This is a genomic window from Pseudomonas sp. Bc-h (assembly GCF_002080045.1).
GTDB lineage: Bacteria > Pseudomonadota > Gammaproteobacteria > Pseudomonadales > Pseudomonadaceae > Aquipseudomonas.
Genome location: NZ_MUIN01000007.1, coordinates 212,801 through 236,946, shown reverse-complemented (window position 1 = coordinate 236,946; position 24,146 = coordinate 212,801). Strand labels below are relative to the sequence as shown.

Annotated in this window: 23 protein-coding genes; 13 read left to right on the top strand and 10 right to left on the bottom strand. The window is 62.5% G+C overall.

Going from position 1 to position 24,146, the window contains the following annotated elements; genetic code table 11:
• Positions 1-103 precede the first annotated feature (103 nt).
• Positions 104-376 (bottom strand): hypothetical protein, encoded by a 273-nt coding sequence (locus tag BWR59_RS32795; protein WP_230982023.1) that lies wholly within the window; start codon positions 374-376, stop codon positions 104-106.
• The gene (locus tag BWR59_RS13960; RefSeq protein ID WP_230982007.1) at positions 262-588 is read right to left on the bottom strand and encodes a LysR family transcriptional regulator; all 327 of its coding nucleotides are present in this window, start codon (positions 586-588) and stop codon (positions 262-264) included. The genes BWR59_RS32795 and BWR59_RS13960 overlap by 115 nt, the downstream gene beginning before the upstream one ends.
• Positions 589-795: 207 nt before the next feature.
• On the opposite strand from BWR59_RS13960, the gene BWR59_RS13955 reads away from it, so the two are divergent.
• Positions 796-1,317 carry a carbonic anhydrase gene (locus tag BWR59_RS13955; protein ID WP_218191200.1) on the top strand — a complete coding sequence of 174 codons (522 nt, stop codon included), beginning with the start codon at positions 796-798 and terminating at the stop codon, positions 1,315-1,317.
• A 434-nt stretch (positions 1,318-1,751) separates the two neighbouring features.
• Here the strand turns inward: BWR59_RS13955 and BWR59_RS13950 are convergent, their stop codons facing one another.
• Positions 1,752-2,627 (bottom strand): helix-turn-helix domain-containing protein, encoded by an 876-nt coding sequence (locus BWR59_RS13950; RefSeq protein ID WP_081566223.1) that lies wholly within the window; start codon positions 2,625-2,627, stop codon positions 1,752-1,754.
• A gap of 251 nt (positions 2,628-2,878) precedes the next feature.
• Here BWR59_RS13950 and BWR59_RS13945 point away from each other — a divergent pair, with 251 nt between their 5' ends.
• Genes BWR59_RS13945 through BWR59_RS13935 form a run of 3 tightly spaced genes read left to right on the top strand, consistent with a single transcriptional unit; the run spans position 2,879 to position 6,677 of the window.
• Positions 2,879-4,240, top strand: coding sequence for a glutamine synthetase family protein (locus BWR59_RS13945; RefSeq protein WP_081566222.1), 1,362 nt, complete (start codon positions 2,879-2,881; stop codon positions 4,238-4,240).
• A gap of 44 nt (positions 4,241-4,284) precedes the next feature.
• The gene (locus BWR59_RS13940) at positions 4,285-5,370 is read left to right on the top strand and encodes a polyamine ABC transporter substrate-binding protein (protein WP_275532538.1); all 1,086 of its coding nucleotides are present in this window, start codon (positions 4,285-4,287) and stop codon (positions 5,368-5,370) included.
• A gap of 11 nt (positions 5,371-5,381) precedes the next feature.
• The gene (locus BWR59_RS13935; RefSeq protein ID WP_081566220.1) at positions 5,382-6,677 is read left to right on the top strand and encodes an FAD-binding oxidoreductase; all 1,296 of its coding nucleotides are present in this window, start codon (positions 5,382-5,384) and stop codon (positions 6,675-6,677) included.
• A 787-nt stretch (positions 6,678-7,464) separates the two neighbouring features.
• Here the strand turns inward: BWR59_RS13935 and BWR59_RS13930 are convergent.
• The gene (locus BWR59_RS13930; RefSeq protein WP_081566219.1) at positions 7,465-7,689 is read right to left on the bottom strand and encodes a YgdI/YgdR family lipoprotein; all 225 of its coding nucleotides are present in this window, start codon (positions 7,687-7,689) and stop codon (positions 7,465-7,467) included.
• A gap of 76 nt (positions 7,690-7,765) precedes the next feature.
• On the bottom strand, positions 7,766-8,371 hold the full coding sequence (gene mobA, locus BWR59_RS13925; RefSeq protein ID WP_081566218.1) for a molybdenum cofactor guanylyltransferase MobA: 606 nt from the start codon (positions 8,369-8,371) through the stop codon (positions 7,766-7,768).
• Positions 8,372-8,449: 78 nt separating this feature from the next.
• Here mobA and moaB point away from each other — a divergent pair, with 78 nt between their 5' ends.
• From moaB to BWR59_RS13880, 9 genes are all read left to right on the top strand, one after another.
• Positions 8,450-8,989, top strand: coding sequence for a molybdenum cofactor biosynthesis protein B (gene moaB / locus BWR59_RS13920; protein WP_081566217.1), 540 nt, complete (start codon positions 8,450-8,452; stop codon positions 8,987-8,989).
• A 6-nt stretch (positions 8,990-8,995) separates the two neighbouring features.
• A complete protein-coding gene (gene glp, locus BWR59_RS13915) occupies positions 8,996-10,210 on the top strand; it encodes a gephyrin-like molybdotransferase Glp (RefSeq protein WP_081566216.1) in 1,215 nt (404 codons plus the stop codon).
• A gap of 90 nt (positions 10,211-10,300) precedes the next feature.
• Entirely contained in the window at positions 10,301-11,227 is a 927-nt protein-coding gene (locus BWR59_RS13910) for a glycosyltransferase family 2 protein (RefSeq protein ID WP_081566215.1), read from the top strand.
• Positions 11,228-11,418: 191 nt separating this feature from the next.
• Entirely contained in the window at positions 11,419-12,945 is a 1,527-nt protein-coding gene (locus BWR59_RS13905) for an MFS transporter (RefSeq protein WP_081566214.1), read from the top strand.
• Positions 12,946-12,987: 42 nt separating this feature from the next.
• The gene (locus tag BWR59_RS13900; protein WP_081566213.1) at positions 12,988-14,040 is read left to right on the top strand and encodes an HlyD family secretion protein; all 1,053 of its coding nucleotides are present in this window, start codon (positions 12,988-12,990) and stop codon (positions 14,038-14,040) included.
• The gene (locus tag BWR59_RS13895) at positions 14,037-15,479 is read left to right on the top strand and encodes an efflux transporter outer membrane subunit (protein WP_081566212.1); all 1,443 of its coding nucleotides are present in this window, start codon (positions 14,037-14,039) and stop codon (positions 15,477-15,479) included. The genes BWR59_RS13900 and BWR59_RS13895 overlap by 4 nt, the downstream gene beginning before the upstream one ends.
• A 108-nt stretch (positions 15,480-15,587) precedes the next feature.
• Positions 15,588-16,778, top strand: coding sequence for a CaiB/BaiF CoA-transferase family protein (locus tag BWR59_RS13890; RefSeq protein WP_081566211.1), 1,191 nt, complete (start codon positions 15,588-15,590; stop codon positions 16,776-16,778).
• 25 nt (positions 16,779-16,803) lie between these two features.
• Positions 16,804-17,181: a VOC family protein gene (locus tag BWR59_RS13885; RefSeq protein WP_081566210.1), complete on the top strand. Its 378-nt coding sequence runs from the start codon at positions 16,804-16,806 to the stop codon at positions 17,179-17,181.
• A gap of 63 nt (positions 17,182-17,244) precedes the next feature.
• The gene (locus tag BWR59_RS13880) at positions 17,245-18,177 is read left to right on the top strand and encodes a LysR family transcriptional regulator (protein ID WP_081566209.1); all 933 of its coding nucleotides are present in this window, start codon (positions 17,245-17,247) and stop codon (positions 18,175-18,177) included.
• 25 nt (positions 18,178-18,202) lie between these two features.
• On the opposite strand, the gene BWR59_RS13875 is transcribed toward BWR59_RS13880, so the two are convergent.
• The 5 genes from BWR59_RS13875 to BWR59_RS13855 are packed head-to-tail and all read right to left on the bottom strand — an operon-like array spanning position 18,203 to position 24,145.
• The gene (locus tag BWR59_RS13875) at positions 18,203-19,618 is read right to left on the bottom strand and encodes a lipid II flippase MurJ (protein ID WP_081566208.1); all 1,416 of its coding nucleotides are present in this window, start codon (positions 19,616-19,618) and stop codon (positions 18,203-18,205) included.
• A 9-nt stretch (positions 19,619-19,627) separates the two neighbouring features.
• Positions 19,628-20,449 (bottom strand): acyltransferase, encoded by an 822-nt coding sequence (locus BWR59_RS13870; protein ID WP_081566207.1) that lies wholly within the window; start codon positions 20,447-20,449, stop codon positions 19,628-19,630.
• Positions 20,446-21,843 (bottom strand): O-antigen ligase family protein, encoded by a 1,398-nt coding sequence (locus BWR59_RS13865; protein ID WP_081566206.1) that lies wholly within the window; start codon positions 21,841-21,843, stop codon positions 20,446-20,448. The genes BWR59_RS13870 and BWR59_RS13865 overlap by 4 nt, the downstream gene beginning before the upstream one ends.
• A complete protein-coding gene (locus BWR59_RS13860; RefSeq protein WP_081566205.1) occupies positions 21,843-22,940 on the bottom strand; it encodes a glycosyltransferase family 1 protein in 1,098 nt (365 codons plus the stop codon). Before BWR59_RS13860 ends, BWR59_RS13865 begins: the two co-directional genes overlap by 1 nt.
• Complete coding sequence (locus BWR59_RS13855; RefSeq protein ID WP_081566204.1) at positions 22,931-24,145, bottom strand: glycosyltransferase family 4 protein; 1,215 nt, start codon at positions 24,143-24,145, stop codon at positions 22,931-22,933. Before BWR59_RS13855 ends, BWR59_RS13860 begins: the two co-directional genes overlap by 10 nt.
• Between the last annotated feature and the right edge of the window lies 1 nt (position 24,146).

The following is a 24,146-nucleotide window of genomic DNA, read 5'->3' as shown; positions in this document are numbered from 1 at the left end:
TCTACGGACCAAACGACGATGGAACAATCAGGCTAAATAGAGACTCATTGTTTCCAAATCTGGGACATTATGGTTTGACGTTTTCTAAGGCTCGAAACGTCTGTCAGGGGATAGGAGTAGCGGGCCGCTGCTCAGGGTGTTCGCCAGAAAATCCGCAAACGCCCGAGCCGCCATGCGCGTGGTGCGGCCCAGCGGAAAGTAGGCGTGGACCGGCAGCTCGGCCATTTTCCAGTCGGGCAACAAAGGCCGACAGCCGTGGCATCACCACCCGGATGCCCATGGTCGAGGGCATGCCGATGCGCAAGAGGCCGCGCAACTCACCGGTCTCGCGCACGCTGTTTTCCGCATCGTCCACCGCTGCAAGAATCGGCTCCATCCGCGCCAGAAACTCAAGGCCAGCTTCCGGGTGGGCGTCACGGCGCGGGTCGTGCGCGACAGCAATCGCGTGCCGAGGCTGGCTTCAAGCTCCGCGATCATCCGCGAGACCTGAGATTGCGCCAGACCGCTCTCGCGAGCCGCCGCCGAGAAACTCCCCAGACGTACCACGCGGGTGTACAGCCTCAGGGTGAGCAGGTCTTTGAGTGCCATTGTGGGTTCCTGGGTCTGGGGATGAACCGGCAGAGCGCGGCCCATTAATGCTGAATCGAGATAAATCTTAGCCTAATCCGACCGCTACCGGCGGCTCTGCGAAGGGCAGATATTTGACCCATCGAAACGCAGCGACCAATCAGGTTCGGCCTGTGTTTACAGCTTCATTCACTTGAATATGAGGTCACCATCGACTTTCTTGAAACCGTGCTGCAACGCAACGCCGAGTTCGCCGACAACGATTTTGCCGCCGAGCTGAAAATCATTCCTTCGCAAAAGACCATGATCATCGGCTGCGTCGACCCGCGCGTCGATCCGATGGATGTACTCAAGCTTGCACCCGGCGAGGCGGCGGTGATCCGCAATGTCGGCGGCCGGGTGAATCCTGCGCTGCTCGAAACGATGGCCATCCTGCGGACGGTTTCCAAAGTGGGTGGCAACGAAGTCGGCCAGGGCTGGAACCTGATCGTGCTGCATCACACTGACTGTGGCATTTCAGGTTGCTATCACCAGGCCCCTGAACTGCTGGCCAGGCACATGGGCGTCGCCGAGGAGCACCTGGCCGCGCTGGAAATCGACGATCCGTACAAGGCGGTGGCAGTGGATGTCGCGGCACTCAAGGCCAACCCCAGACTGCCCGGCGGATTCAAGGTGTCGGGTCTGGTCTACGACGTGAAAACCGGCCGGATCGACACCGTGGTGCCTGCGCAATTGCTGCGCACCGAATAACCCTGACGACCACGTTCCTCCAGGAGCTGCTGACACCGGCGCAGTTCATCGCGCAACATCGCGGGCAACTGGCGTAACGCTCGGCCTGAGGTCGCCCGCCGATGGCATTGACCGTCGGCGGGCGCTGGCACCGATGCATTGGCGAAAGAAATACTGTGGGAGGGAGCTTGCTCGCGAATGCGTTGTGACAGTTGCCATTGTGAAAACTGACACACCCCTTTCGCGAGCAAGCTCCCTCCCAGAGTTTTTGCGTGACAGGCTGACTGTAGGAGCTGAGAAACCCCTGTCGCGAGCAGATTCCCTTCCACAACGCTTGCGGCGATCCGATCAGCTTCCGCCGAACTGAATCCCTGTAGCCGCACGGATTGCCAACGGCGTATGAAAGCTCACCGCCGCCGGCCAGTCGTAACAAGGCGATGGGGCCGCGCTTTTCTCTATTTGCGGGCCAGGGTCTGACTCGGATATTCCAGAAACAGGTTGCGGTAGGTTTCCGCGAATCGCCCCAGATGCCAGAAGGAATAGCGCATCGCAACTTCGGCAACGTTGGTGTCTTCGGTCTTGGCTGACAAGAGATCCTGACGCGCCAGGTTCAGGCGTCGAGTCCGCAGCCAGGCGGTCGGGGCCATGCCGACGCATTCATTGAAAGCCTTGCGCAACTGCTGGAACGACGTATCCGCCGTCTCGGCCAGTTGCGCCACGCTGAAGTTCTCGGTCGGGTAGGCGCTGAGCTGTTCGAACACCCGTTGCACGATCTTGCGCTGATCCCGCACCCGCAGATTGCTATCGCTCAGGCGCGTGGGGTCGGATTGCTCCAGCACGAACAGACAGTCTTCGATCAACTGATCGCCCAGGTGATTCGACTCCGATCCCTCGGCCCGAGTCATGCGCGTCAGCAGGGTGCTCAGCCAAGTGCTGAACAGGGTGCCGTGAGGGGATTTGAGCGGGGTCAGCAGCAGGTCTTCGAAGGTGCGATGCAGGTGCCGGGTGCCGAGGCTTTCCTGCCTGATCACCACGGCGATTTCGCGATAGTTTTCCGGGGTAATCCAAAGGTTCTGGGTGCTGGCGTCCAGCAGATACAAAGCGCGGTCGCTCATGTCGAAACTGAACACCAAGGCATCGTTCGGCGCCTTGTAGTACTGCTCGATGCGGGTGTTCATGTGCTCTTCGTAGACTTGCACGCCGCCCAGTTCCGCCTCCACCAGACGACCCTTGAACTGTCCCGAAGACATCTGCGCGTAGTGCAGGCTCCAGCCCGCGTTCGATATGCCTTGCTGATCGGCGGCGACGGTTTCGAATACCTTGACCGACATAAATGGCCTGCGCGTTTGCGCTGTTATTAGGAGGTGCCAGCACCTTAGCAGTGCCGCTCGGGGCCGGGCAACCGGTGCGCTCAGGGATGTCGGTAATGAACGAACAGGTCGCACGCTCGCACCAAAATGAAGCGCTGGCACCGTTCGAAAGTGGATAGACCGCTGCACCGAGGATCTTCCAGGATTGGCCCAGCACAGCGTTCGGGCCCAATCTCCGCGCGCCACGATTCGTCGTCACCCCCAGAGGTCCCATGGACAGCAGCGTGAAAGACCCACTCGCCGAGTGGTTGAAGAGCTACGGCATTACCGAAGTCGAATGCGTGGTCAGCGATCTGACGGGCATCGCCCGAGGCAAGATTCTGCCGACCAACAAATTCCTCAACGAACATGGCATGCGCCTGCCGGAGAGCGTGCTGCTGCAGACCGTGACCGGCGATTACGTCGACGACGACATCTACTACAACCTGCTGGACCCCGCCGACATCGACATGACTTGCCGCCCAGATCCGCAGGCGGTCTACGTTTTACCTTGGGCGATCGAGCCCACGGCGATGGTCATTCACGACACTTTCGACCGCTACGGCAACCCCATCGAGCTGTCGCCGCGCAACGTGCTGAAGAAGGTTCTGGAACTGTACGCCGCTCAGGGCTGGCGCCCGGTGGTGGCGCCGGAAATGGAGTTTTATCTGACCCAGCGCTGCGCCGATCCGGACCTGCCGCTGCAAGTGCCGACGGGGCGTTCCGGGCGTCCGGAGAGCGGTCGTCAGTCGTTCTCCATCGAAGCGGCCAACGAGTTCGATCCTTTGTTCGAAGACGTCTACGACTGGTGCGAAGCTCAGGGTCTGGACCTGGACACGCTGATTCACGAGGACGGCCCGGCGCAGATGGAAATCAACTTCCGTCATGGTGACGCACTGGATCTGGCCGACCAGATCACCGTGTTCAAACGCACCATGCGCGAAGCGGCGCTCAAGCACGATGTGGCTGCCACATTCATGGCCAAGCCGATTACCGACGAGCCTGGCAGCGCCATGCATATCCACCAGAGCGTGGTCGACATCAAGACCGGCCTCAGCGTTTTCAGCACCTCTGAAGGCGAGCCGAGCAAGCTGTTTCTGCAGCACATCGGTGGCCTGCAGCGTTACATCCCCGAAGTGCTGCCGCTGTTCGCGCCGAACGCCAATTCGTTCCGGCGTTTTCTGCCGGACACCTCGGCGCCGGTCAACGTGGAGTGGGGCGAGGAAAATCGTACGGTGGGCCTGCGGGTCCCTGCGTCGAACGCGCAAGCCCGTCGGGTGGAGAATCGTTTGCCGGGGGCCGACGCCAACCCGTATCTGGCCATCGCCGCGAGCCTGCTGTGCGGCTACATGGGCATGATCGAAGGCTGCGATCCAAGCGCGCCCGTGCAGGGCCGAGGCTATGAACGGCGCAACCTGCGCCTGCCGCTGACCATCGAGGATGCACTGGAACGCATGGAAGCCAGCGCTGCGGTACGGCGGGTGCTGGGGGAGAAATTCGTGCAGGGTTACGTCGCGGTCAAACGCGCCGAACATGAAAACTACAAGCGCGTCATCAGCTCATGGGAACGCCAGTTCCTGATGATGAGCGTGTAAGCGCAGCCGTCTTATCCATTGATGTTGGGGGCACCATGAAGTCGATCGTTACCACGCTGTTTCTGCCGGCGATACTTGCTGGCGCCATCGCTCAGGCACATGCTGACGGCGAGACCGTGAAGATTTACAACTGGTCCGATTACATCGGCCCGACCACCCTGGCCGACTTTCAGAAGGCCACCGGGATTGCGCCGACCTACGACGTGTTCGACTCCAATGAAACCCTGGAAGGCAAGATGCTGACCGGGCGTTCCGGCTACGACGTGGTGGTGCCCTCGAACCACTTCCTCGGTCGGCAGATCAAGGCAGGCGCGTTTCAAAAGCTTGATCGCAGCCAGTTGCCGAACTGGAAAAATCTCGACCCGCAACTGATGAAGCAGCTGGAAGCCAACGACCCGGGCAACCAGTACGCGGTGCCCTATCTGTGGGGCACCAATGGCATCGGCTACAACGTGGACAAGGTCAAGGCCGTGCTGGGCGTCGACACCATCGATTCCTGGGCGGTGTTGTTCGAGCCGGAAAACATGAAGAAACTGCAAAAGTGCGGCGTGTCGTACATGGACTCGCCGGACGAAGTCTTCCCCGCGGTCCTCAACTACATGGGCCTGTCGCCGCGCAGCGAGAATGCCAAGGATTACGAAAAGGCCACTGCGAAGCTCAAGGCGGTGCGTCCGTATATCACCTATTTCCATTCATCCAAATGGGTATCGGACCTGGCCAACGGCGACATCTGCGTCGCATTCGGCTACTCCGGCGATGTGCTGCAGGCCAAGTCCCGGGCCGAGGAAGCGAAGAACGGTGTGAACATCGCCTATTCGATTCCCAAGGAAGGCGCCAACGTCTGGTTCGACATGCTGGCGATCCCCAAGGACGCCGAACACCCCAAAGAGGCGCTGGCGTTCATCAACTACCTGCTTGATCCGCAGGTCATCGCCAAAGTCAGCGAAACGGTCGGTTATGCCAACCCCAACCCTGCGTCCAATGCGCTGATGGGCACGGAAATCACCGAGAACCCATCGATCTACCCGTCGCCTGAGGTGATGAGCCGCTTCTACATTTCCTCGGAACTGAGCCCCGCAACCTTGCGCCTGATGACGCGCAAGTGGACCGACATCAAATCCAATCGCTAAGGAACGCCCCCATGCCTGCTGCACTGCCACACACCGGCTCCTACTATGCCGCCTCTGTCGGGTCGGCAGCCGAGCGCGCCTCGCTGGACAGCACGATCAGCGCCGACGTCTGCGTCATCGGCGGTGGCTTCACCGGGGTGAACACGGCGCTGGAACTGGCCGAACGCGGTCTGTCGGTGGTGCTGCTGGAGGCCCAGCGCATCGGCTGGGGCGCCAGCGGTCGCAACGGCGGGCAACTGATTCGCGGGCTGGGGCATGACGTCAGTGGCGTCGAGCGCTGGGTCGGAAAAGAGGGCGTGCGTTATTTGCAGCAGGCGGGGACCGAGTCGGTCGACATCGTGCGTCAACGGGTGCAGCAGAACGGGCTCGATTGCGACCTGCGCTGGGGCTATTGCGATCTGGCCAATACGCAGTCGCACTGGAAAGGGTTGCAGGAGGAATTGCAGGCGCTGACCGAGCAGGGTTACCCGCACCCGTTGCGCCTGGTGGAAAAACACGCGCTGCATGAGGTGGTGAGTTCGTCGGCCTATGCGGGCGGGCTGATCGACATGGGCTCGGGTCATCTGCATCCGCTCAAGCTGATTCTGGCCGAAGCGCGGCTGGCGGAGCAGAAGGGCGCTGTTCTGTACGAGGCGAGCCCGGTACGGCGCATCGTGCATGGCGACAAGGTGCAGGTGTTTACCGATCACGGCCAGGTGACGGCCCGTCATGTGGTGCTGGCCTGCGATGCGTTTCTGGAAAAACTGGAACCGGCGCTGACCGGCAAACTGCTGCCGGCGGGGAGTTACATCATCGCCACCGAGCCGTTGGGCACGGAGCGGGCGAGGGGGTTGATTCCCCAGAACATGGCGCTGTGTGACCAGCGGGTGGCGCTGGATTATTACCGGCTTTCGGCGGACAACCGGCTGTTGTTCGGCGGGGCTTGTAATTATTCGGGGCGTGACCCGGCCAATATCGGCGATTACATGCGGCCGAAGATGGAGCGGGTTTTTCCGCAGTTGAAGGGGGTGAAGATCGATTATCAGTGGGGCGGGATGATCGGCATCAGTGCCAACCGGTTTCCGCAGATCGGCTATTTGCCCAAGGCGTCGAACGTGTATTACGCGCAGGGGTATTCGGGGCATGGTTTGAACGTGACGCACTTTGCGGCGCGGATTCTGGCGCAGGCGATTGCCGAGCGGGACAGTCGGGCGGTGGAGTTGTTTGCCCGTGTGCCGCATCGGACCTTTCCTGGCGGTGAGCGGCTGCGTTCGCCGCTGTTGGCGTTGGGGATGATGTGGTATCGGTTCAGGGAGTTGATGGGGTAGGGGGATGGTTTTTTGTTCTGGCTAACGCCAGACCTGTTTCGCCTTCGGCGAGTTACTTGAAAGCCGGAATGCCGCACCACCACCAAGTAACCAAGTGTCCTTGCTCCTGGTTGGGCCCGACTTCGTCGGGTTCCTTCACTCCGGCGACGCTCCGTGGGCCCGCCGCCATCCGCCATCCATGGCGGGGGGCGGCTCTCGCGGCATCCATGCCGCTCGGCCCACGGAGCGCCACCTGCGTTCAGCCTGCACCCAAGTCGCGATTTGTGGTGTCTGGAATATTGCGCGCTTAGAAGCAGGATCAAAATCAAGGGCAAGGGCTGAGGTGGATGGTTTCTTTGCAGTCCGGCTTGCCGGCGGTGGCGATCTTTCGTGCGCCGCCGCCGGCAGCGATGGCAGTGTGTCTGGTGGCCCATCTGCTAACTGACCCACCGCTATCGCTGCCGTCGTGGCCTCCGGCGTCTCCCACAAGGGATGGCGTAAAGCTTGCAGATCGGCGTTCGCTTTTGATCTTGCTTCTAAGCGCGCAATAGTTCGGACGACACACATCGCGACTTGGGTGCAGGCCAAGCCAGGAGCGCCGGCAAGCCGGACTGCTGCAGGGTTGTGTGTCGAGCCGAGATTCTTGAGCTCAACACCAATCCCTGTGGGAGACGCCGGAGGCCACGACGGCAGCGATACCGATCTCAGCGCCACTAAAGAAACCAGATCGTCACACCCATCGCCCAACCGAAAAACTCCCAAAAAAAACCCGCCAATCAAGGCGGGTCTTTTAGGGTTCAACCAGGCATCACAGTTCTTTTACGGTCCGAACCTGATCCTTGTTGATGCGGGTTTCTTTGCCGTCCAGCTGTTTGAACTCATAGAAACCGGATTCTTCGTCGTATTTCGGCGCGTCCGTAGCCTGAATTTCACGGCCGTCGTTCAGGGTGATCACAGTGGGCGAAGAGCAACCGGCGAGGGAGGCAAGGCCAAGTGCGAGCAGGAAGGCTGCGGGAATAGTCCGTTGTTTCATTACTGTGTCTCCGAGGGTAATTCTTTATGTAGTGAAGTTTCTGACGCAACGGTTGTCAGCAAAGTTCCATGAAACATCACCGAGAAACCTGTGGATTGATGTCGATCAATAAATCCGGTGTATTGAGATTGGCCAGCCGAGTGTCATTCGCCTCGCATTGCAAGGGCACCGCGCCCAGCTCAGCCATGGTCCGGCGCGGGCTGCGTTGCCCCTGTTGCCAGTGTTGCTCGAACACCTGCGCATGCCGCGTGGGAATACAGCACAACAGCGGCTCCCACTGCTCGCCCTGACGAATCATCACCGGTTTGTCGTGATGTTCAGCAGCGCTGCGACGCAAGCCTTGCAGCAGTGCCAGATCCAGCAACGGCGTGTCGCAGGGCATCACCAGCAAGAAATCATGGCGGGCCACCGCAAGCCCGGCACGGATGCCGGCATAGGGCCCGGGAAAGTCACTTTCGTCGTCCTGCACCAGGTGGTCGGCGAACGCTTGGTAGCGCTCGCGATTGCGGTTGCAAGAAATGATGAGGTCATCAGTCAACGGCCGGGTCAGCCGATGCAGGTGCTGGATCAGCGGCTCGCCGCGCCATTCGATCAGGCCCTTGTCGCGCCCGCCCATGCGCTGGCCCTGACCGCCGGCCAGCAGCAGGATCGAGCAGGGTGGCAGGGCGTCGAATGCAGTCATGGCGAACTCGGTCAGCGGAGAAAAAAAGAGTGCTGTGATATAACACCGCACTGTTTCCCCGACAACCGGACCTAGCCAATGAAAGCCAAGGCTGACACACCTTTTGTGCCGTTGAATATTGCCGTTCTTACCGTCAGCGACACCCGTACTTTCGAAAATGACACCTCTGGGCAAATGTTCGTCGACCGCCTGACCACCGCCGGTCACGGCCTGATCGAGCGCGTTCTGCTCAAGGACGACCTCTACAAGATTCGCGCTCAGGTCGCCACCTGGATCGCCGACGATGAGGTGCAGGTGGTGCTGATCACCGGCGGCACCGGCTTCACCGGTCGCGACAGCACGCCGGAGGCCGTGACCTGTCTGCTGGACAAACAGGTCGATGGTTTTGGTGAGCTGTTCCGCCAGATCTCGGTACCCGACATCGGCAGCTCCACTATTCAGTCCCGCGCTTTGGCCGGGCTGGCCAATGGCACGCTGGTGGTCTGCCTGCCTGGTTCGACCAACGCGGTGCGCACTGGCTGGGACGGCATCCTCGCCGATCAACTGAACAACAGTTTCCGCCCGTGCAACTTCGTGCCGCACCTGAAAAAGGCCGAGCCGTGCGCAACCCGTGGGTGAACACCGATGAGCAAGCCTGAAGTGCGTAGCCTGATGCCGGTGGAAGAGGCCATGGAACGCCTGATGAGCCTGGCCGAAGCTGCGCCGATCCACGACCGTGAGAGCGTTGCGCTGGCGGATGCGCAGGGCCGGATCCTCGCCACTGACCTTATTTCCACGCTTGACCTGCCGCCATGGCCGAACAGCGCCATGGACGGCTATGCCCTGCGTGTAGCGGACTGGACCGGGGAGCCATTGCCGGTCAGTCAGCGGATCTTTGCAGGTCAGGCGCCGGACCCCTTGCAGCCGGGGACCTGTGCGCGAATCTTCACCGGCGCGCCTGTGCCGCAAGGTGCGGACTGCGTCGAGATGCAGGAAAACGCCGAGGTTCAGGCTGATGAACGCGTGCGTTTCAGCGAGCCGTTGAGCCCGCAGCAGAACATCCGCCCCAAAGGTCAGGAAACGACTGTCGGTGACAAGGTGCTGGACGCCGGCACAGTGATGACGCCGATCGAAATGGGCTTGGCCGCAACCATGGGCCTGGCGCGGCTGGACGTCGTGCGCCGGGCGCGGGTTGCCGTGCTGTCCACCGGCGATGAGCTGATCGAGCCAGGCCTGCCGCTGGGGCCGGGGCAGATCTACAACAGCAATCGCGTGTTGTTATGCAGCTGGCTCAAGCGTCTGGGCTGTGAGGTAGTGGACGCCGGGATTCTCCCGGATAACCTGGAAAAAACCCGCGCTGCATTGGGCGCTCTGGGCGATGTCGACCTGATTCTGTCCACGGGCGGTGTGTCGGTGGGCGAGGCGGACTTCCTGGGCCACGCATTGCGCGAAGAGGGTGAAATCTCCCTGTGGAAACTGGCGATCAAGCCCGGCAAACCGCTGACCTTCGGCCACTTTCGCGGAGTGCCGGTGATCGGCCTGCCGGGTAATCCCGCGTCAACGCTGGTGACTTTCGCTTTGCTCGCAAGGCCTTATCTGTTGCGCCGTCTGGGTGTGCAGGAGGTCAAGCCGCTGCAATTCAAGGTCCCGGCGGGTTTCGTCTGGGACAAACCCGGCACTCGCCGCGAATACCTGCGCGGCCGGCTGGAGCAGGGCCGTCTGGTCGCCTATCGCAACCAGAGCTCGGGCGTGTTGCGCAGCGCCGCCTGGGCCGATGGGCTGATCGAGGTGATCGAAGGCACCACCGTGGCCGAAGGCGATTTGCTCAACTTCATCCCGTTGAGTGAAGTGATGGGCTGACAGGCGGTTGGATCCAGCCACGGGATCCTGCGCTACCCTCAAAGCGTGTCATGACAAATAGGCATCCAGTATTTGCCTCGGAGTTTTGTTATGCAGCCTTTGCGTGTGGCGTGTGTGATCCCGACGTACAACGGCCGTCGGGAGCTTGAGCGACTGCTTGATTCCCTGTGGGCCCAGACCGCTGAGTTCGACACCCTGATCGTCGATTCCAGCTCCACCGATGGCACGTTGGAGCTGGCGCGCTCGCGCTGTAACGACGTGATCAGTATCGACGGCAAAGACTTCAACCACGGTGGCACGCGGCAGATGATGGCCGAGACCCACCCGCGTTATGACGTCTTCGTCTACCTTACCCAAGACGCTTATCTGGAAGACCCTCGCGCGGTCGAGAACATCCTCGCGCCCTTCGAAGACCCACTGGTGGGCGCCGTTTGCGGGCGCCAGTTGCCGCATCTCGACGCTACCGTGCTGTCGCAACACGCGCGGTGGTTCAACTACCCGCCAGTCTCACGCATCAAGACCCTGGCCGACGTACCCGAACTGGGGATCAAGGTCCCGTTCATGTCCAACTCTTTTGCCGCATATCGACGGGATGCATTGCGCGCAGTGGGTGGTTTTCCGCCCCACGTGATCCTTTCCGAAGACATGTATGTCGCTGCGAAAATGCTGCTGTCCCACTGGAAAGTCGCCTATCAGGGTTCGGCGGTGTGTCGCCATTCCCACAACTACACCCTGCGCGAGGAGTTTCGTCGCTACTTCGATATCGGCGTGTTTCAAGCGCGGGAATCGTGGATTCATGCTCGGTTCGGCGGTGTGCGTGGCGAGGGCTTGCGCTACGTGAAGTCGGAACTGGATTTCCTTGGCATCCGCCGCTGGTACCTGTGGCCGGCGTCTTTCCTGCGCAACGGCCTCAAGTTGCTGGCGTTCAAGTTGGGCAAGGAAGAGGCGCGGCTGTCGCGGCCTCTGAAGCGCAAGCTGGGGATGTACAAACGGTTCTGGGACAGCGAACACGCGTGATCGCGGTGAGGATGTGTGATGCATGAGGCGGCAGTAATCGCTTGGCGATTCGTGCGTCTGATGCACTCATACACTGCCCAAATGTCAATATTTCTCATCGGCGAAGCTTTTTAAACTACCGGCAATGATCCTGATTCCCGGAGTTGATTGCTTATGCCGCGCCCCATGTCGGTCCCACAGAGCCTCGCGCTGTGACGGCGGCTGTATCCCTGCAACCGGCCAAGGCAGCCGCGCCAGGCGCGTTCGGCCTGCAAACCGTGATCGGGCTGGTGGGTGTATTGCTGGCCGTGCTGGTGGCGGGAATCAACGAAGGCGTGACACGCATCGCGCTGGCCGACATTCGCGGCGCCATGTTCATCGGCTATGACGAAGCCACCTGGGTCACTTCTCTTTACTCGGCCACCTCGCTGACCGCCACGGCCTTTGCGCCCTGGTTCGCGGTCACCCTGTCGTTGCGTCGCTTTACCCTGGGCGCCATTGCCGCGTTCGTGGTACTGGCGTTGCTTTGCCCGCTGGCGCCGGATTACCACAGCTTCGTGCTGCTGCGGGCGTTGCAGGGGCTGGCGGCGGGGTGCCTGCCGCCGATGCTGATGACCGTCGCCCTGCGTTTTCTGCCCCCGGACATCAAGCTGTACGGCCTGGCAGGCTACGCGTTGACGGCCACTTTCGCACCGAGTCTCGGCACGCCGCTGGCAGCGCTGTGGACCGAATACTTCAACTGGCAGTGGACGTTCTGGCAGGTCATCACACCTTGCGTTGTGGCGATGATCGCCATTGCCCACGGCATTCCTCAGGACCCGCTGCGCCTCGAACGCTTCAAGCAATTCAACTGGCGTGGCGTACTGCTCGGCACTCCAGCCATCTGCATGCTGGTGACCGGCCTGTTGCAGGGCAATCGTCTGGACTGGTTCGAGTCCAGCCTGATCACAGGCCTGCTCAGCGGCGGTCTTGTGCTGTTGGTGCTGTTCATGATCAATGAATGGTTCGCCCCGGTGCCGTTTTTCAAGCTACAGATGCTCTCCAACCTCAACCTGTCCCATGCCTTGCTGACCCTGGGCGGGGTGCTGGTGGTGCTGACGGCGGTCGGCTCGATTCCATCGGCGTACCTGGCGCAGGTGCATGGTTACCGGCCCTTGCAGACGGCGCCGATGATGTTGCTGGTGGCTTTGCCGCAATTGCTCGCGCTGCCGCTGGCGGCGGCGCTGTGCAACATCCGCAAGGTCGATTGCCGCTGGGTGCTGACGGCGGGGCTGGGGCTGCTGGCGCTGTACTGCTTTGCCGCGACGCAGATGAGCCCGGAGTGGATTCGCGACAACTTCTACAGCCTGCAACTGCTGCAGGTGATCGGCCAGCCCATGGCGGTCATGCCGTTGCTGATGCAGGCCACGGGCGGGATCGCGCCGCCCGACGGGCCCTTTGCTTCGGCGTGGTTCAACACGGTGCGCGGCCTGGCGTCGGTCATTGCCACCGGCGTGCTGGATTACCTGACCACCTCACGTCAGCACTTTCATTCCAATGTGCTGGTTGACCGCCTCGGCAATACCCCGGAGCTGGCGGGCCAGGATTCGCTGGCCTCGCTGGCGCATCGCATCCATGAGCAGGTGGTGACCCTTACCAGCATCGATCTCTATTACTGCATGGGCTGGGTCGCCGCTGCGCTGATTCTGCTGATCCCGCTGATGCCGAGCCGGGTCTATCCGCCGCGCGCCGCCGGCTGATTTTCGCGAAGCCCTTATTTGAGACACTTTGAGAACATTCCCATGAGCATGACTTCAAAACAAACCCTGGCCTTGTGTGGAGCCGTGATCGCGGTGGCGGCTGTCGGTATCTACGGTTTCACCGGCACCGGCGGGCAGCAGAGCACCAACGACGCCTACATCGCGGCGGACTACTCCAACGTTGCGCCGAAAGTGGCGGGTTTCATCAGCCAGGTGTTGGTGGAGGACAACCAGCAGGTCAAGGCCGGGCAACTGCTGGCGGTGATCGACGACCGGGATTTCCTCACTGCGCTGGCATCCTCCGAGGCTGACGTGCTGACGGCCAAGGCACAGCTCGAACAGGCCAATGCCGTTCTGCAACGGCAGACCTCGGTGATTTCCCAGACCGAGGCGACATTGTCTGCGAGCAAGGCCGAGGTCACCTTCGCCGAGCAGGAACAGGCGCGTTATTCGCATCTGGCCGGGATGGGCGCGGGTACCGTGCAGAACGCTCAGCAGGCGCGGAACCGCATCGACACTGCCCGCGCGCGGCAGAACAGCGCGGTCGCGTCATTGGCGGCGGATCGCAAGCAGGTGGACATCCTGACCGCGCAACAGCATGCCGCCCAAGCCGGGCTCAAGCGCGCCGAGGCGGCCCACGATCAGGGGCAATTGCAGTTGTCCTACACGCGTATCGTCGCGCCGGTCGATGGCATGGTGGGCGAGCGCGCCGTTCGTATCGGCAACTACGTGACGCCTGGCGCGCGGCTGCTGTCGATCGTGCCGCTGCATCAGGTGTACGTGGTCGGCAACTTTCAGGAAACCCAGCTCACCCGCGTCGCTGAGGGGCAGGCGGTGCAGATTCGGGTCGATACCTTCCCCGGTGAAACCCTCAAGGGCCATGTGCAGAGCATCGCCCCGGCCAGCGGCGTGACCTTCGCCGCGATCAAGCCTGACAACGCCACCGGCAACTTCACCAAAGTCGTCCAGCGGCTGCCGGTGAAGATCGTCCTTGATGCTCAACAGCCACTGCTCAGCCGCCTGCGGGTTGGCATGTCGGTGGATGCGAGTATCGATACCGAGTCGAGCGCGGTGCAAGAGGTCAGTGCTCGATGAACACTCGCTGCTTCGTCTCTTCCAGATCGCAATGTCTGTTCGCGCTTGTCAGCCTGACGTTGGCCCTGACTGCCTGTCAGGTCGGCCATGACTTCCAGTCGCCGAAGTCCAGCGCGCAAGTGGACTGGTTGCCGACTCAGGGCGAGCAGGCCGCAAGTCGCCCGCAGGCTGCGCCAATCAAGGAGCGCTGGTGGGAAATCTTCAACGACCCGCTGCTGTCATCGCTGATCGATCGGGCGACGGCCACCAACCTTGACCTGAAAATCGCCAGCACCCGGCTCGAACAAAGCCGTGCGGCGCGGCAAGTGGTGGCCGGGGATCAGTTGCCAAGCGTGGCGGCGGGCATGAGCTACCAACGCGCCCGCAACAGCGGCGAGGGTCTGAGCGATCCGTCCGGCATGAACGGCAAGTCGGCGTTCAATTTGTGGGACGGCGGTCTGGATGCGTTCTGGGAGATCGACCTCTGGGGCCGGGTCAAGCGCGAGGTCGAGGCCGCCGATGCATCGGTGGCGGTGGCCGACAATGACCGCAGGGGAGTGTTGCTGTCGGTTCAGGCGCAAATCGCGCACGACTACCTGCAATTGCGCGGTGTGCAAGACACCCTGGCCGTGACCCGGGACAATCTCAAGGTTTCCCGCAACAGCCTGGAATTGTCCAACGTGCGCTTGGCCAGCGGGGTCGCGACCCATCTGGACGTGGCTGAGGCGTCGGCGCAAGTGGCCACGGTCGAAGCGCGGATTCCGCTGTTGGAGCAGCGTCAGGCGCAGTTGATCAACGCCTTGAGCCTGCTGTTGGCGCAGACGCCCAGGACCTTGCAGTCCGAATTGCTGCACGACACCCCCAGGGCGCCATTGCCCGCTGCGATTCCGGTAGGTCTGCCGTCGGAACTGGCCCAGCGTCGACCGGATATTCGTCAGGCCGAAGCGCGCATGCAGGTCGCTGCGGCCAGCGTCGGCGTGGCGCAAGGGGATTTCTACCCGCGAATCGTGCTGTCCGGCAACATCGGCTTTCAGTCCCTGCAACTGGCGGATTTCGGCAGTTGGGGCTCTCGCCAGTTCGGTATCGGCCCTCAGTTGAGTGTGCCGATTTTCGAAGGTGGCCGACTCCGCGGCATGCTGCATCTGCGTGAAGCGCAGGAGCAGGAAGCGGCATTGAACTACCAGAAAACCGTGCTCAGGGCCTGGCAGGAAATCGACGACAGCATGAGCTTGTACAACGCCAGCCAGTTGCAGCAACACCGACTTCAGGACGCCGTGGCGCAGAACCGGATCGCCCTGAGCACCGCCAAAGAGCAGTACAAGGCCGGTGCGGTGGACTTCGTCAACGTGCTGACCGTTCAACGGGCATTGCTCAGCAGCCAGGAACAGTTGGTCGACAGCTCGACCGCGCAGACCCTGGCGCTGGTCGGCTTGTACAAATCCCTGGGCGGCGGCTGGTAAACCGAGCGTTTCCAAAACAGAAAGACCCGTGGAGAAATCAGGCATTTTCATTGCCGGCTTCTAAGCAGACAATTGCCCCAACTTTTCCAGAACAACAAAGGGCATGTCATGCAAAAGCCTTTGCAAGGGGTCCGGGTCATTGAACTCGGCCAACTGATCGCCGGACCATTCGCCGCGAAAATCCTTGGCGAGTTCGGCGCCGACGTGATCAAGATCGAGCCGCCGGGCACCGGCGATCCACTGCGCAAATGGCGTCTGCTGCACGAAGGTACGTCGGTGTGGTGGGCGGTGTCGTCGCGCAACAAGCGCTCGGTAACCCTCGATCTGCGCGAGCCGGAAGGCCAGGACGTGGTGCGCAAGCTGATCGCCGACGCCGACGTGCTGGTGGAAAACTTTCGCCCCGGCACCCTCGAAGGCTGGGGGTTGGGCTGGAAAGAACTGCATGCGCTGAATCCCAGGCTGGTGATGTTGCGGGTGTCCGGTTATGGCCAGACCGGCCCGTACCGTGATCGCCCAGGTTTTGGCGTGGTGGGCGAGGCCATGGGCGGGCTGCGGCATTTGTCCGGCGAACCTGAGCGCACTCCGGTGCGGGTCGGTGTCTCCATCGGCGATTCGCTGTCGGCGCTGCATGGCGTCATCGGCGTGTTGCTGGCGCTGCGTCATCGCGACCAGAACGGTGGTGAAGGGCAGGAAATCGACGTCGCGCTCTATGAGTCGGTGTTCAACATGATGGAAAGCCTGATTCCCGAGTTCTCGGTGTTCGGCGCCGTGCGTCAGCCCGCGGGCAGCAGCCTGCCCGGTATTGCCCCGTCCAACGCCTACCGTTGCCGCGATGGCCGCTATGCGCTGATCGCAGGCAATGGCGACAGCATCTATCAACGCCTGATGGCCTTGATCGAACGGCCGGATCTGGCGGCCGATCCGGCGCTGGCGCACAACGACGGGCGGGTGAAGCAAGTCGAACTCATCGACGCGGCGATTTCCGCCTGGGCGGCGAGTCACGACCTCGATGACGTGCTGAGTCAGCTCACGGCTGCGAGGATTCCTGCCGGCAAAATCTATGACGCCGCCGACATCGCCGCCGACCCCCATTACAAGGCGCGGGACATGCTCCTGCAGAGCCAGCTGGATGACGGCACGCCGGTCACCCTGCCGGGCATCGTACCGAAACTGGGCAGCACGCCCGGTGGCGTCAGTCGCCCTGCGCCGACCCTCGGCCAGCACACCGATGAGGTGCTGGAATCGCTGGGGATCGACGCTGGGCAACGCGCCGAGTGGCGTTCTCGCGGGCTGATTTGAAGTCCACCTTTATGGAGCCAACCCCATGATCGATCACCTCGACCATCTGGTCCTGACCGCCGTCGATGCCGACGCCACGGTGGACTTCTACACCCGCATATTAGGCATGCAACTCGAAACCTTCGGCGCCGGACGCATGGCCTTTCGCTTCGGCAATCAGAAGATCAACCTGCACGTGCGTGGCAAGGAATTCGAGCCCAAGGCCCACGTACCGGTGCCTGGCGCGCTGGACCTGTGCTTCATCGCCTCGATCCCGCTGGAGCAGGTCATCGCAAGGCTCAACGATGCACAGTGGCCAATCATCGAAGGTCCGGTCATGCGCACCGGGGCGACGGGGCCGATTCGCTCGGTGTATGTGCGTGACCCGGATCTCAACCTGATCGAGATCTCCGAGTTGGGCTGAAGTTGTTCTCAAGCACTGGCATTTCCCGCATCATCGGCATCCTCACCCACCGGATGCCATCCGATGCCAATGCCCGACATGAACCTGCTGATCGCCCTTGATGCCTTGCTGGAAGAAGGGAGTGTGGTGGGTGCGGCCAGGCGCATGCATTTGAGCCCGGCAGCGATGAGCCGGACGTTGACGCGGATTCGTGAGGCGTTGGGGGATCCGGTGCTGGTGCGTGCCGGGCGCGGGCTGGTGCCGACGCCCAGAGCGCTGGCGTTGCAGGCGCAGGTGCGCAGTTTGGTAGAGCAGGCGAACGAGGTGTTCCAGGCCCGGGATGAGGTGGACATGAGCTTACTGGAGCGCCGCTTTAATGTGCGTTCCAACGATGTGTTTTTCGGGGCGTTTGGTGGGCAACTGGTCGATACGTTGCGCGTGCACGCGCCCCTTAGCACCTTGCGTTTCGCCCCTGAGGGCGAGGGGGATGACGATGCGCTGCGCGAAGGGCGAATCGATTTGCACGTGACCTCGCGGCGCAATTTCGGGCCGGAAATCAAGGTCCAGCTGCTGTTCTACACTCGCTTCGTAGCGCTGGCTCGTGAAGATCACCCGATCTTCGACGCACCGATCACTCCCGAGAGTTTCGTTCGTTACGATCACGTCAGCGTGTCGCGGCGCGGACGTGCCCATGGCCCCATCGATCTCGCGCTCGAAGCGCTGGGCTTGTCTCGCCGAGTCGCGCTGACCACGCCGAACTTCCACTCGGCGATTTTCTCCACGGCGAGTTCGAATCTGATCGTGTCGTTGCCGGAAACAGTGCTGTGGGGCATGCGCGAGCTGGGCTTGCGCATGCGGCCGTTCGTGATTCCGCTGGACTTCGAGCCGGTTCAGGTGGTGCAGGCCTGGCATCCGCGTTGCGACAAGGACCCGGCCCATCGCTGGCTGAGGCAGACGGTGAAGCAAATCTGCGCCACGGTTGAAGAGCGCAATGCCGGGGTATGGCCGCAGCCATAGTCGATGAAAGCCTCGGTCGCGATCCTCAGCCCGACACCGGGCGCCAGGGCTTCAACCACAGCCCCAACCCGACCAGCAAAGCGGCGCCATAGGCGCAACTCAACCCCAGTTGCAGCCAGAGATTACTGAGCGGGTGCAGCAGCGTTGCGGCCAGCAACATGACTGCGGCACCGAGCAGCCACTGTTGCCGCCAGGGCAAGTGGTTCAGGAGCTGCTGACGGCGCATCAGCAGCAGTCCGGTGAGAATCGCCCCGCACACCGCCGCCATGGCGATGCCGATCAGCCCGAAGAAAAACGGCAGCACTGCGAGCAGCACGGCGTTGAGCAGACTCCCCGCCAGTTCACAATTCAGGGGTAGACGGGTGTCGCCCGCCGCATAGGCATAACGCGCCAGCAGGGCGTTCCAGGCGCCGAACATCAGCGGCACGGCGAACCAGGCCAATAGCCCGGGAAGCGGACTGTCAGCCGCCTGGTTGGGCAGCAGCAGTGCAACCAGCGCACCGGCAGCGCCGATCAGCCCGGCCACGGCAGGGACGGTGAGCAAGGTCGCGCTGCTCAGGCCTTTGCGCAGCAAACTCATGCGCTGCTGACCCTGAGTTGCGCTCATCAAGCCCAACAGCACCTGATTCAGGCTCATCAGCGCGATGAGCGGCAGGTTGATCAGCTTGCGCGCCAGGTTGACCCAGGTCACCGCGCCTTCCCCCAGCAGCGAGGCAATCATCCGCTCCAGCAACGCCAGTCCCTGGCTCGCCAGATTGCTGCTGAGCAATGGGCCGATGCGCTTGAGCAATTCCCGACCGGCGCCGGGGGCGCGAGTCAGGCGCCAGGGTTTCCAGCCATCGCGCAGCAACGCAGGCAGCAAGGCGCCGGGCATCAGCAGGCTGCCCAACAAACAGCACGCGGCGAGACCGGTGGGGGTGGCCTGATGGCGCAGCGTTGCGAGGTAGATCACCGGCGGCAGGTTGAAAAGCAGCGAGCCCAGCCCTGCCAGCACGAATTTTGAGCGAGCTTGCAACGGGACGCAGAGCAAGGCGTGCAGCAGGAATCCCGGCGCCGACCAGGCCAGCCACAGCAACGAACCCGAGGCCAGCACGTAGCCCGATTCATCCAGGCCCGGGCCAATCAGGCGGACCCACAGCGGGGCGCCGCCACTGAGCACGACGCTCAACGCCAGACCGCACAACACCACACGAGGCACCATCGCGCCCAGCCAATCGTGCTGATGCTGCACGCTGCGTTGCTGATAAAGGGGCAGGGCAGCAGCGCTGAGCAAACCGGCAGCCAGTGCCATGCGCAGCGCCTCGGGCAAGAACAGCGAAACAAGAAACGCGTCGCTGCGACCGCCTGCGCCCCACGCTGCCACCAGCAGCCATTCGCGCGCGAACCCCGCCGCCAGCCCGGTCAGGGTCGCGAGGGTCAGCCACAGCGTCGAGCCGAACACGTCCGTGCCTCAATGGAACAAAGTGAACAGGCCTTTGCCGCCCACTTTGTAATTGAGGCCACGGGCTCGCTCACCTTTGATCTCGGCGTTGGGGCCGCTGACGATGGCGTAAGGAGGAACAGGTTTTGACACCACTGAACCGCCGCCCACCACCGCGCCCTCGCCGATGTCGGCACCGAAGGAGAGCAGGGCGCGACTGGCGATCCAGGCGTAGTCGCGGATGAAAACCGGCCCGCCGACCGCCCAGAATTCCGGGGTCTTGAGGTCGTGACCGCCGGCGATGATCAGCACATGGGAGGCGATGGTCACATGATCGCCGATGATCAGGCCGCCGCGCGCATCCAGCTGACAATGCCAGCCCACCGTGCTGTCGTCGCCGATGCGCAAGCCGTCGACACCGAGGATCTCGGTGTTTCGCCACACAGAGGAGCCCTTGCCGATTTTCGCCCCGCCTACGCGCAGCCAGAACAGCCGCACCGTGTGGCTGGGAATCTTGCAGATGAGAATGTTGTAGGCCTGCTCCCAAGTGCGCAGCATGCGATCGCGCAGGGTCGGCCAGTTGATGCCGTACAGCGGGATCAGCGCCCCGGGCGTTTCTTTGGCGAGCAACCGGTAAAACCGTCGAGCCAGGGGTGGCTCGATGCGCGGCTCGATGTTCAGGTAGCTGATGAAGCACAGCGTCTTGTCTTTCATCGGCGTTTCGAAACACACGTCGTTGGCCAGCATCCACTCGTAGGTGCTTTCCAGTTCCTCGGTGCTGACCCCCATCTTGCGTGCGTAATCCGGCAACGCCTGGCGCAGGTCGTGCGAGTGCATCATGCGGTGTTTCATGGTCGTTCCCCCGAATCGGTTACCGTGCGTTGCGCCGTGCTCTGCAGGCGCCGGGCTTCGTGCAGGTTCAGCCCCAGCAGCAGCCAGAACAGCGCGATCAGCACCGTGGTGAAGCTGAAATAGTGGTCGAAGAAGCCGCTCAGCAGCGCGGACATGACCCCGGCGCGGGTGCCGAGCCACAGCGCGGTGTCACGGTTCAGAATCACGGCGTTGCCGTTCAGTCGAGCTTCTTTCCACCAACTGACGGTGACGGCGATGAACAGCAGCATGCCGGGGATGCCGAGCTTGTAGATGTAGTTCAGCCACAGGTTGGAAATCCCCCACAGCCCGGTGCCAGGCACGGGCGGATCGACCTTGAAACCGATACCCAGCGGGAACATCTTCACGGCGTCGGGGAAGTGCGAGTACTCGTCGAACCGCACGGCGGTACTGGCGTCGTTGCTGGAAAACAGGCCCAGCAGTCGCTCCTGCAGCGGCGGGTAAAACATCAGCAAAAGAGCGCCAAGAAACACGGCGGCCATGAGCATGCGGCCGACATAGGGCACGCGTTTGCGCGCCATCCAGCACATCACCACCAGCAGGCTCAGCAGTGCGCCACGGGAACCGGTGAACAGCAGGCCGGCCGCCGCCAGCACGGCGACGGCCAGGCCCAACATGCGCACTGCGCCCCGACGCGTCACGCCGATGCAGAATGCCAACGGCAGCAACATTGCCATCGCACCGCCCGAGATGTTGGGGTGAGTCCAGGGCGTGCCCATCCGGGTCGAGAAGCCGCTGAGGCCTTCGTTCAGGGTGTCCAGATTGCTGTAGCCCAAGCCACCGATGATCGAAATGATCGCGGTCGAGTTGCCATTCTTCAGGTACACCGGGATCGACAGCAGCAACAGCAACAGGGTCCCCAGCAGCATGGCGATGGTCATCTGCTCGCGGGACTTCTCATCACCCAGCAGCCGGGGCACCAGAAACAGCGGCGAGAGGTTGAACAGCCAGCGCACCCAGTTAATTGGCCCGTTACCCTCGGCGTTGACCGTCAGTTGCCCGACCACGAAGGGCAGCGCGCTGAACAGCATCAGCGCGATCAGCCAGCGCTCGGTGCGCATCAGGTTCAACGGCGGGTTGTACAAAGCGAACAGGCGATGGACCAACAGGCTGGCCCAGACCAGCATCAGCAGCGCTTCGGAAACCGTGGTGCGAATGCCGATCTGCACCGTGGCGTAGGGCAGAAACGTTGCCAGCACGCCGAACAGCAGCAGACCTCGCAGCGGGCGACGAATGATCGTCACCATGGCCGCAATACCGATCAGTGCCGCCGTGACTTTCAGCGCGGGCAGCACCCAGACCAATACGCCGAACAGCAGCGCGATCAGCACGCCAACCGGCATTGCCAATGGCATCAGCGCAGCTCCTCTAGCAACTCGTCGAAGCGGCGGCGATAGGCGCCGACACCATAGTTGTCGGCCCATGCCCGAAGTGGGGCTGGATCTTCCGCGTCCGCCGTGGACAGCACGCCCATCAGGCGAATCAGTGCGCTCTGATCGCTTGGTGAAAAGTGCGGGCTGCCGGGTGGGGTCACTTCGTCGAGCGACGAGCCGGTAGCGACCGCCACCGGGGTACCGACTCCCAGCGCCTCCACCACCGGCAGGCCGAAGCCTTCGCCGTATGAGGGATGCCACAGGCGCTCTGCCTGACGATAGACCTGATGCAGCTGACCGTCGCTGATGCCGCTGACGATGCGCAGCCCCGGCAATTCACGTTGCGCGCTGCTCAGTCCCTCCGCACCGCCCACCAGCAAGAGATCCGGGGTTTTCGGAAACTGCCGACGGGCGACCTGCCAGGCCTCGACGAACCACGGAATGTTCTTGCGCGGCTCGCGGGTGCCGACGCACAACCAGTAGCGCTCGGGCAACGGTGTGTCGAGATCGGCGGGCTCGGCGCTGAAGCCTTCGACCAGATTCGGCAACACCCGCACCTTGTCTCGCGCATGAGGAAACAGGCGCACGGTTTCATCGGCGGTGAACTGCGACGGCGTCCAGATGCGGTCGGCCACACGCACCGAATGGCCGATGGACAGGCGATCGGTCCGGCCGTAGATCAGCGCCTTGATCTTCGAGCCGTGGGCGTTGCTCAAGGTCAGCTGGAACAGGTCGTGCAGTTGCAGGATGTAGCGCATGCCCGCAGGTTTGCGGCCAATCGGCAGGCCCATGTTGAGGTTGGTCAGGTACACCTCGATCTCGGCGTCACGCAGGGCTTCGGGCAAAAAGCGCGCTTCGAAGCGCAGGCGCTCGGGCAGGCGATGAATGCCGTCCAAGGGCGTCGCCCAGCGCGGGCAGTGGGCGATTTTGCGCATCGGATGATCGAACGGCGCAACGCTGAACAGTTGCAGCTGCACGTGCGGGTTCGCTCGAAAGGCGTCTTCCAGGGCGATGTTCTGCCGGCCGATGCCGCTGTTGGGAAACCCCGTGGCAGGGCGGTAATCGAGTCCTACACGCATGCGTGGGCGTCCTCCTGCTGATGAACCCGGGAATAGATGCCTTCCAGCTGCGCAGCCGACACCGACCAGTCATGGTATTGGCGCACATAGGCGCGTCCGGCCTCGCCGATCTTCGCCAGACGTGCCGGTTGCTCGATGGCTTCGACCAGCAGCAGCGCCAGGCCATGGGCGTCGTCGCAGCCCAGATAATGAGTGCCATTGACCACTTTCAGACCCGAGCAGCCCTGAGCCGTCGTCACCACGGTCAGGCCGGCGGCCATGGCTTCCAGCACCTTGAGTTTCGAGCCGCCGCCTTCACGCAGCGGGGCGAAGAAGATCGCGGCTTCTTTCTGCACCGTTCGCAGGTCGGGCACGTAGCCGAGCCAGTCGATGCGTGGATCGCCCCAGCGCTCGGGCCAGTCCGCGGGCATCGCAAAACCGCCAATGGTCACACGCATCATCGGGTCGAGTTTCCAGACCTTGGTCATGATGTGGTCCAGCGCCCATTCCACGGCGTCCAGATTGGGCCCGTATTCGTAGTTGCCGATGAACAGCAGTCGGCGACTGTAGCGATCCGGGCAGACCTTGGCGTAGTAGTCGCAATCCACGCCATTGACCACCAGGTTCGTCGCGCGCGAGGTCAGCCGCGTGAGGCCCTTGGCGTCGTCTTCGGTGACGGCGATCAGCTCACGGGTCTGCGGGAAAACGCGCTTCTCCCACTGCCGGTAGCGCCATTGATCGAAGCGGGTGAAGGGGCGCGCCCAGTCTGGAAAGTGGTGGTAACTGGCCGCACCCAGCCCGGACTCGACATTGTGTTCGGTCATGATGAAGGGCTTGCCGGCGCGCCGCAGCGGCTCTTCGAACGGTTGAAAACTGTAGCTGTGCTCGATCTGGATCACGTCCCATTGCTCCTGCAGCAACGCTTCGAATTCCTGCTGCAATTGCGCCGAAAAACCGTTGGCGCTGGCCAGCATGGGCGGGCGGGCGAACACCATCGCCAACAGCGTGCGGACACTGCGCAGCGGCCTTCGTGGAATCACGATCAGCCGCTCCAGCCAAGGCTCCAGCGCGGCGCGGGTGGCGTCGTCCAGCTCGGTCTTGGACTGCACCAACAAGGTAATGCGATGGCCCCGCGCGGCCAGATTGCGCAGCAGATGATATTCCCGCGTCTTGCCACCGCTGGTGGTGGGCCAGGGTAAATAGGGCAGTGTCCAGAGAATGCGCATG

Coding starts and splice junctions, on each gene's coding strand:
- BWR59_RS32795 (WP_230982023.1), bottom strand. CDS start 376: ATGGAGCCGATTCTTGCAGCGGTGGACGATGCGGAAAACAGCGTGCGC.
- BWR59_RS13960 (WP_230982007.1), bottom strand. CDS start 588: ATGGCACTCAAAGACCTGCTCACCCTGAGGCTGTACACCCGCGTGGTA.
- BWR59_RS13950 (WP_081566223.1), bottom strand. CDS start 2,627: ATGTCGGTCAAGGTATTCGAAACCGTCGCCGCCGATCAGCAAGGCATA.
- BWR59_RS13945 (WP_081566222.1), top strand. CDS start 2,879: ATGGACAGCAGCGTGAAAGACCCACTCGCCGAGTGGTTGAAGAGCTAC.
- BWR59_RS13935 (WP_081566220.1), top strand. CDS start 5,382: ATGCCTGCTGCACTGCCACACACCGGCTCCTACTATGCCGCCTCTGTC.
- BWR59_RS13930 (WP_081566219.1), bottom strand. CDS start 7,689: ATGAAACAACGGACTATTCCCGCAGCCTTCCTGCTCGCACTTGGCCTT.
- mobA (WP_081566218.1), bottom strand. CDS start 8,371: ATGACTGCATTCGACGCCCTGCCACCCTGCTCGATCCTGCTGCTGGCC.
- moaB (WP_081566217.1), top strand. CDS start 8,450: ATGAAAGCCAAGGCTGACACACCTTTTGTGCCGTTGAATATTGCCGTT.
- glp (WP_081566216.1), top strand. CDS start 8,996: ATGAGCAAGCCTGAAGTGCGTAGCCTGATGCCGGTGGAAGAGGCCATG.
- BWR59_RS13910 (WP_081566215.1), top strand. CDS start 10,301: ATGCAGCCTTTGCGTGTGGCGTGTGTGATCCCGACGTACAACGGCCGT.
- BWR59_RS13900 (WP_081566213.1), top strand. CDS start 12,988: ATGAGCATGACTTCAAAACAAACCCTGGCCTTGTGTGGAGCCGTGATC.
- BWR59_RS13895 (WP_081566212.1), top strand. CDS start 14,037: ATGAACACTCGCTGCTTCGTCTCTTCCAGATCGCAATGTCTGTTCGCG.
- BWR59_RS13890 (WP_081566211.1), top strand. CDS start 15,588: ATGCAAAAGCCTTTGCAAGGGGTCCGGGTCATTGAACTCGGCCAACTG.
- BWR59_RS13885 (WP_081566210.1), top strand. CDS start 16,804: ATGATCGATCACCTCGACCATCTGGTCCTGACCGCCGTCGATGCCGAC.
- BWR59_RS13880 (WP_081566209.1), top strand. CDS start 17,245: ATGCCAATGCCCGACATGAACCTGCTGATCGCCCTTGATGCCTTGCTG.
- BWR59_RS13870 (WP_081566207.1), bottom strand. CDS start 20,449: ATGAAACACCGCATGATGCACTCGCACGACCTGCGCCAGGCGTTGCCG.
- BWR59_RS13865 (WP_081566206.1), bottom strand. CDS start 21,843: ATGCCATTGGCAATGCCGGTTGGCGTGCTGATCGCGCTGCTGTTCGGC.
- BWR59_RS13860 (WP_081566205.1), bottom strand. CDS start 22,940: ATGCGTGTAGGACTCGATTACCGCCCTGCCACGGGGTTTCCCAACAGC.
- BWR59_RS13855 (WP_081566204.1), bottom strand. CDS start 24,145: ATGCGCATTCTCTGGACACTGCCCTATTTACCCTGGCCCACCACCAGC.